The sequence below is a fragment of the Eudoraea sp. genome (assembly GCF_049669105.1).
GTDB lineage: Bacteria > Bacteroidota > Bacteroidia > Flavobacteriales > Flavobacteriaceae > Eudoraea.
The window spans coordinates 1-7,784 of sequence record NZ_JBATKE010000045.1; the positions used below are offsets into that span (position 1 = coordinate 1).

Annotated in this window: 9 protein-coding genes; 3 read left to right on the forward strand and 6 right to left on the reverse strand. The window is 38.3% G+C overall.

Annotation, left to right across the window (positions count from 1 at the left end; translation table 11 throughout):
* The 6 genes from WBM60_RS03365 to WBM60_RS03390 all read right to left on the reverse strand — a co-directional run.
* The coding region (locus WBM60_RS03365; protein ID WP_424282759.1) for an ABC transporter permease at nucleotides 1-733 on the reverse strand (733 nt) is incomplete at its 3' end.
* A 13-nt stretch (nucleotides 734-746) separates the two neighbouring features.
* Complete coding sequence (locus WBM60_RS03370) at nucleotides 747-1,475, reverse strand: ABC transporter ATP-binding protein (RefSeq protein ID WP_424262525.1); 729 nt, start codon at nucleotides 1,473-1,475, stop codon at nucleotides 747-749.
* Nucleotides 1,475-2,377, reverse strand: coding sequence for an ABC transporter ATP-binding protein (locus WBM60_RS03375; RefSeq protein WP_424282761.1), 903 nt, complete (start codon nucleotides 2,375-2,377; stop codon nucleotides 1,475-1,477). Before WBM60_RS03375 ends, WBM60_RS03370 begins: the two co-directional genes overlap by 1 nt.
* A complete protein-coding gene (locus WBM60_RS03380) occupies nucleotides 2,377-3,279 on the reverse strand; it encodes an HlyD family secretion protein (protein ID WP_424277611.1) in 903 nt (300 codons plus the stop codon). Before WBM60_RS03380 ends, WBM60_RS03375 begins: the two co-directional genes overlap by 1 nt.
* Nucleotides 3,276-4,529 (reverse strand): TolC family protein, encoded by a 1,254-nt coding sequence (locus WBM60_RS03385; protein WP_424277610.1) that lies wholly within the window; start codon nucleotides 4,527-4,529, stop codon nucleotides 3,276-3,278. The genes WBM60_RS03380 and WBM60_RS03385 overlap by 4 nt, the downstream gene beginning before the upstream one ends.
* A 3-nt stretch (nucleotides 4,530-4,532) precedes the next feature.
* Nucleotides 4,533-5,144 (reverse strand): TetR/AcrR family transcriptional regulator, encoded by a 612-nt coding sequence (locus WBM60_RS03390; protein WP_424278048.1) that lies wholly within the window; start codon nucleotides 5,142-5,144, stop codon nucleotides 4,533-4,535.
* 140 nt (nucleotides 5,145-5,284) lie between these two features.
* Between WBM60_RS03390 and WBM60_RS03395 the strand changes: the two genes are divergently transcribed.
* The 3 genes from WBM60_RS03395 to WBM60_RS03405 all read left to right on the forward strand — a co-directional run bounded on the left by WBM60_RS03395 (nucleotide 5,285) and on the right by WBM60_RS03405 (nucleotide 7,763).
* Complete coding sequence (locus tag WBM60_RS03395; RefSeq protein WP_424263796.1) at nucleotides 5,285-6,325, forward strand: MBL fold metallo-hydrolase; 1,041 nt, start codon at nucleotides 5,285-5,287, stop codon at nucleotides 6,323-6,325.
* Between the two features lie 49 nt (nucleotides 6,326-6,374).
* The gene (locus WBM60_RS03400) at nucleotides 6,375-6,743 is read left to right on the forward strand and encodes a TfoX/Sxy family protein (RefSeq protein WP_424277608.1); all 369 of its coding nucleotides are present in this window, start codon (nucleotides 6,375-6,377) and stop codon (nucleotides 6,741-6,743) included.
* A gap of 102 nt (nucleotides 6,744-6,845) precedes the next feature.
* The gene (locus tag WBM60_RS03405; RefSeq protein WP_424259462.1) at nucleotides 6,846-7,763 is read left to right on the forward strand and encodes an EamA family transporter; all 918 of its coding nucleotides are present in this window, start codon (nucleotides 6,846-6,848) and stop codon (nucleotides 7,761-7,763) included.
* Nucleotides 7,764-7,784: the final 21 nt, after the last annotated feature.

A 7,784-nucleotide genomic window follows, 5' to 3' on the forward strand; every position in this document is an offset into this window, starting at 1 on the left:
TAAAAATAAAAATGCTTAAAACAACAATTACTATTGCGTTGATTACCGAAAGAAAAATATAGGGTACCACTTTTCCAACAATAACCTGAAAGGGTTTTAAGGGTGAAACCAGGAGAATTTCCATAGTTCCCAATTCTTTTTCCCTGGTAATGGAAATAGAAGTCATCATGGCCGAAACCAGCATTAAAATAATTGTCATAACACCGGGTACGAACATAAAAACACTTTTTAGCTCAGGGTTGTAGACCATCCGTGTTTGTGCAACAATTTGATAGGGAAGCCCCACAGATTTATTCTGACTTTGCTGGTATTTTTGAAGTATTGCCGTCACGTAATTATAGATCGTATTAGCCGTGTTTGGGTCTGTGGCATCTGTGATTATTTGCACATGAGCTTTGCCGTCTTTGATTAACTTCTGACTGAAATCTTTTTCAATATTTAAAACAGCCTTGACTTTCCCTTGCTTAAAAACAGTTTCTATGTCTGCTTCCCTCTCAATGAACTGATCTATACTAAAGTATTCAGAAGCCGCGATGCTATTAATAATTTCCTCTGTGGTCGCATCTTTTGAATGGTCTAAGACAGCTATGTCTACATTGTTGATTTCATTGGTAATGGCAAAACCAAACAGCAAAATTTGGGCAACAGGCATCCCAAAGAGAATAAACAGCGATCGCTTATCCCTGAAAATGTGATAAAATTCCTTAATGACAAAGCCTCTGAATCGTTTCATATCATTGCGGTTCTTATCCTCTTGCTAATTTTAAAAACACATCATTCATTGTTTCGGCCTTGTATTGTTCTTTCAGCCTTTTTGGAGTGTCTAAAGCCTCTATTTTACCATTTACCATAATGGAAACCCTGTCGCAATATTCAGCCTCGTCCATATAATGTGTTGTCACAAAAATGGTCGTACCGGTGTTGGCCGATTTGTAGATCATTTCCCAAAACTGCCTTCTGGTAATGGGATCTACACCACCGGTTGGCTCATCTAAGAATACAATTTTTGGTTCGTGTAACAGAGATACGGAAAAGGCTATTTTTTGTTTCCAGCCCAAGGGTAATGAACCTACTAATTTATCAGTAAGATCCTGTAATCCTAATTCTTGAATAAGTTCATTGGTCTTTTCTTTGATTCTTGCTCTGGTAAGACCATAAATACCTCCAAAAAACGTAATATTTTCTTTTACCGTTAAATCGTCGTACAAGGCAAACTTCTGACTCATATAGCCAATGTTCTTCTTAATGTCTTCGGCCTGTGTTGCCACATCAAAGCCAGCCACCTTTGCGGCACCTGCTGTTGGTTTTGAAATGCCAATCAACATCTTCATAGCAGTCGTTTTACCAGCTCCATTGGCCCCCAGAAAACCAAATATCTCCCCTTTTTTTACATCAAATGTAATGGCACTAACAGCCGTAAAATCACCAAACATCTTGGTTAATTCTTTAACTTCTATGACCCTGTTGTTTTCCATTATTTAGCTAATTCCATAAAAGCATCCTCTATGGTAGGTTGTGTAAGTTCTATTGTAATCTTGGCAAATTGTCTTTCCCTTAAATAAAGTTTCAAATCGTCCGGATTAAAACCGGTTCTTTTATCAGTATAATGAACAAATTCACCAAAAGGATAAACGCTATGGCTATGTTCATACGCCTTTAAACTTTGAATTAATTGATACATATTATCCGCGCGCACATTATAAATTGATTTTGGATATTTTTTTATAATGGCTTCGGGTGAATCTATTTGCAGGATAACACCATCCTGAATCAACCCGATCCGGTCACATAAAGCCGCTTCATCCATATATGGTGTAGACACTAAAATAGTTATCCCTTTTAGTTGTAAGCGTTTAATCATATCCCAGAATTCCTTTCTGGACACAGGATCTACTCCAGTGGTTGGCTCATCTAAAAAAAGCACTTTTGGCTTATGGATTAGTGCGCAACTCAACGCCAGCTTTTGCTTCATTCCACCAGATAGTTTCCCTGCCCTGCGGTTCTTAAAGGGTTCTATCTGCACATATATGTCTTTGATTAGGTCGTAGTTCTCTTCTATGGTCGTCCCAAAAATTGTTGCAAAGAAGTTCAGATTCTCTTCCACGGTTAAATCCTGGTATAATGAGAATCTGCCGGGCATATAACCCACACTTTCACGAATAATTTTATAATCCTTTACAATGTCAAAACCTGCAACTCTGGCTTGTCCTTCGTCTGCAAACAAGAGCGTGGTTAATACTCTAAACAAGGTGGTTTTACCTGCGCCATCAGGGCCAATTAAACCGAAGAGTTCACCTTCTTTGACCTCAAATGAAATGTTGCTTAAAGCTTTTACGCTTTTATAGGATTTAGATATGTTAGAAACAACTATACTCATCAGTTGTTATCAGTAGTCATCCATAATTCTGCGGGCATTCCAATTTTTAAGCTTCCATCATTAGGCACATCTACCTTTACCGCATAGACCAGGGCCACTCGTTCCTCTTTGGTTTGAATGATTTTTGGAGTAAATTCTGCTTCTGAAGCTACCCAGCTAATTGTGCCAGGATGAGATTGCATAGCATCTGCATCATCAATTTTAACGGTAACTTCTTGTCCTATTTTGATCCCGGCCAATTGGGTCTCACTTAAATAGGCCCTTAATTTCATAGTACTCAGATCTGCTATTTTATAAAGCGGTTTACCAAAAGAAGTGATTTCACTGGCTTCGGCATATTTTGTTAAGACCGTTCCATTAACCGGATTAATTATTTTGCTCTTTAAAATTTGATCATCAATCTGCCTTAATTGCACATCAATGCTTTTTAGTTCGTTAACCACAGGAGCGTTTTGGATTTCAACACTTAAGATTTGTTGCTTTATCACATCAATTTCGCCATTGATATCATCTAATTGTTTTTGTGTACCGGCATTGTCCGCAATAAGATTTTCTGCCCGTTGTTTGTTCACATTTGCTGTTTGAAGTTTTGCGTTTAAAACCGAAATTTGGGACAATACGCTTTTAGATTGTGAGGAGACTACAGCTTTGGATGATAACAATTGCTCTCGTTTCAGGGATAGGGGAATGGTATCTATATAACCAATTAAAGTCCCTTTTTCAAGAAGGTCGCCTTCTTTTACATTAAACTGCATGAGTTTGCCGTTGTTCTCCGAAGAAATAGTAATTTCTGTAGCTTCGAAATTTCCATATCCATCCGCTTTTCCGTTGTCGCTGTTGCATGATGCCATACTCAGCACAAGAGTGACTATTCCCAGTATATACGCTGCTTTATTTTTCATTTTTGTCCTTGAATTATATTATAGTTTGCCTTTGCTAATTCCAGTTGAATTTTATGGGTAATTAATGTGTTTTCGTCTGTGTATAAATTGGTTAATTCTGTGATATAGGCGGAGGAGGTAATCACCCCGTTTCTCAATTGTGAATCTGCTGCATGGAGCACTTCCTTTCGCAACTTAATGATTTCGATATCTGAAGTAATAAATCCTGCAATTTTATCAATCTCAGATTGCTGTTGCTGGAGTTCTATGCTGGTGTTCAGATTAAAAACATTAGTTTCCGTATCAATAATGTCTTTGTTTATAGATAAGGACTCACGCTTTTTTTTATTGGCATTCCAGTCCAATACATTCCAATTCAATTTTAAACCGGCTATATAAAAAGCCTGAAACGAATTATCGAGAGGGTTTAATCCCGGATTCCCATAACCGCCATCTGCAAAACCATATAATTTGGGCAAGTTTTCTCTGGATAGTAATTGTTCAGAAGTTTCAATCTGCTCTTTTTTGAGCTGAAATAATTCGAGTTCAGGACGATAGATTTCAGTATTCAGATTAGTTGATATTTCCGGGTTTTGCAGTAGGGTAGTACTACTGATTTCCTTGCCTATTAATGATGCCAAAGTTTGAAGCAAACTAGTCCTGTTCAAATCCAATTCTATAAAACCCTGATTAATTTTTAATAATTCTGCTTCCAGTACTTTATCTGATGAGGGCAGTACTGTGCCATTCTTAATGCCGGACTGCACCTCTTTTAGCTTTGCTTCTAGTTGTTCCCTCTTTGCCTCTAACAGCGCCCTGTTTTCCTGCAGCAATAAAATGGAAAAATACAGCTGGTTCAGCTGTTTTTTTAATTGATATAAATTAACCTCCACCTGCTTTTGTTTTGTTTTCAGGCTTGCTGTTTGTGCATCAATTGACGAATTAATCAATCCACCTCCATAGATCAGCTGGTTTACTGTAAGTGTAGCCCGGTATTGATCTTTGTTGGGTGGTACGATCCCGGTGTCCGGCAGGGGGATTTCAATAACTTCTGACTGATAGGTTGCCTGTGCGGCCAAATTTAATTGTGGTAATCGTCCTGTTTCAATAGCCTCTATGTCTATCGCATTTTGCTTTTCCAATAGGTCTGTTTGTTGTACCAAAGGATAATTGGTATTTACCAAATCATAACAATCATTTAAAGTCAGTTGTTCCTGTGCAAAAGCACCCAACGATATTAGTACTATTAGATAGTTACTTAGTTGTTTCATTAGCTAAGCTTTTATGGAATTAATAATGAAGTCGGCGACTTCTGTTTTTCTGTCTTCTACAATTTGTTTAAAAGCTTTGTCATCTATATTTACAAATGCCTTTATTAAAGGGGAAGCCACAAATGGAAATATATTTAAAGCCATGATATTTATGAATAACTGTTCGCCTTTTATTGGCTTGAGAATTCCTTTTTGGATTTCAACAGCAATTTGTTTTTTAAATTTTTCAATATTGGGAAATCCTTTCTTGTCCTTCATTTTTAAAACAAAATCGGGATTCCTGTTGAGTTCCTGAATAATAAAAGCAGGCAGATAAGGGTGTTTGCTCATAAATGAAATATAATTTGCCGTAAAGTTTCTAATCTTCTCCTCAACAGAGGATTCGTCATTTAATATAGCGTTTAATTGAGGGGCCAGGAGTGCGAAAGCATTTCTGAAAACCGCTTCAAAAAGCAGTTGCTTACTTCGGTAGTAGTAGTGAAGCATAGCCTTATTGATCTTTGCTTCGTCTGCTATTTCCTGCATACGTGCACCATCCATACCCTTATTTTGAAACACCCTTTTGGCGGCTTTTAATATGATATGCTCCGTGTTTGTGTCTTTTTTTTGCGACATTTTCAACTATTTAGTTTAACCATATGGTTAGCAAATATATGAAAAAATCAATCCTGCAATCAAACTCCCTTAAAATTTGTTTTTATAATTTCACAATCTGTTAATCAAACAGAACTTACTATTCCCAAATTAATTTAAGCATGAGAAAACAATTTGGTGCGAGAGCCTCAAAAGCTGATTTACAAAAATATGCCTCGTCTAAACACTGGGACGGAACAAAATTTGACAATTTGGAAGTCACCAAAATGGAACTTAATTTTCAAACCTTACCCAAATTACTCTATAATCAGTTTTTCGAAAAAGAGGGGAGGGAACCCCTGAGTAAATTACCCATCACGGCATTTGATAAAGAGGCTTTTTTAAAGCCAGCGGAACAAACAAAGTTTATTTGGTATGGTCATTCGGCTGTATTACTAAGAATGAATGGTCTTACTTTATTCATAGATCCCATGTTGGGCCCTAATGCAGCTCCAATTGCCCCGTTTCCTGTAAAGCGCTTTAGTGATAACACCCTGAATTTAATTGATGGATTACCTGAAATTGACCTCCTATTACTTTCTCATGATCATTATGACCATTTAGATTTTGAGAGTATTCAGAAATTAAAAGCCAAAGTGAAACACTATTTTGTGGCGCTGGGGGTTGCACGTCATCTTATAAAATGGGGCATCTCCAAAAATGATATCACAGAATTTGACTGGTGGGCTAATCAACGTTATAAAGATATCGATATAAGCTTTACCCCAACACGGCATTTTTCGGGCAGGGGACTTACAGACCGGGCCAAATCACTCTGGGGAGGATGGACTTTTAAAACACCTACGGAAAATATCTGGTTCAGTGGAGATAGTGGTTATGGCAGCCATTTTAAAGATATTGGAGCACAATTAGGACCGTTTGACTTTGCCTTTATGGAAAGTGGACAGTATAATGAAAACTGGCACCAAATACACATGTATCCGGAGGAGAGTGTACAGGCAGCCTTAGATGCCCGGGTTACTAAAATTATGCCTGTGCATTGGGCAGGGTTTACTTTGGCGCAACACACGTGGAAAGACCCGGTTGATCGATTTGTAAAGGAAGCAGAGAGACAAAATATTTCAGTTAGCCACCCCATCCTGGGAGACATACATTCGTATCAGAAAAACATAGGGCATAGATGGTGGGATGACATACGCTAATCTTTTAATTTTTATTGGCTAACTTAGTGATTCTACATTTGTTATCACGATGGCTTACGATGAATATTTAGCTGATAGAATAGGACAGATTTTTAAGTCCCTGGGGGCCGATTTCACTATAAAAAAAATGATGGGTGGGCTTTTATTTTCCGTAGATGACAAAATGCTTTGTGGCATCCACATCGATAAAAAATATGGGGATAGTCTGCTGATGGCCAGAATAGGTGAGGAGGCATATACCAAAGAAATTGAGAAAGCAGAATGCCTGCCCATGGACTTTACCGGAAGACCCATGAAAGGTTATATTTACGTAACTCCTGATGGCTGGGACCTGGATGAAGATTTGGAGTATTGGATAAAACTTACCCTTGCCTTTAATCCCTTGGCAAAAGCAAGCAAAAAGAGAAAAAAGAAATAGCCCGGTTTACTACTATTTTTTGCTCCGTTGAGCTAACTATTTGTACAAAATCCTTCCTGATCTACTCCCAAAAAGCTAATATTGCTTTCTATTGCAAAGCATATGGAGCCTAAACGAAATGTCCCCTTAATTATAAGCGCTTTCTTCGCTATTTATGTGATCTGGGGGTCTACCTATTTGCTCAACAAAATTGCAGTGGCAGAATTGCCACCCTTTATGTTGGCAGGCGTTCGTTTTACCCTGGCCGGACTCCTTATTTTTGGCATCGCCGCCCTAATGGGTAAAAGTCTTCACATTACCAAAAAACAGCTGGCAAATAGTTTTCTGGCCGGTTTCCTTTTCCTGAGTTTTGGGAATGGGGTAGTGGTGTGGGCCCTGAAATATGTAGATAGTAATTTTGCGGCTTTGGAGATCTCTGCCCAGCCCCTTATTGTTCTTTTGATGATGTGGGTCCTGCAAGGGAAAAAAATACAAGCCAGCTCCTTTGTTGGGATTGCGCTGGGCATAATAGGAATGTATTTGCTTATTAACCAAAAAGCCGTCCTGGAGCAGGAGAATGCTTTATTAGGCATTTGTTTGATCTTTTCAGCTATGCTGGCCTGGGCCTATGGCAGCCTTTTTGTGGCCGGTGCCGATTTCCCAAAGAATTTTTTTGTGAATACCGGCTACCAGATGTTTACCGGAGGCATTATGTTGGGACTCATGAGCCTGGCTTTTGGAGAAGCCTGGAGCCTTCCAAACACCTGGAGCGCTGAAACCAACTGGTCCATGCTTTTATTAATCATTTTTGGCAGTATTGTAGCCTTTACCTCTTTTAATTATCTCTTAAAAAATGTTTCCCCGGAAAAGGTGGCTACCAATACCTATGTGAACCCAATAGTGGCCATGTTCCTGGGGAGTTACTTTTTAAATGAACCCATCACCCTGCAATCCATAATTGCCGCTATTGTGCTGCTTTCCGGCGTGTATTTTATTAATACCAAAAAGAAGATAATACTTTATTCCAGGTTTAAAAAATAGCTTATAAAGTGGATTTAATTC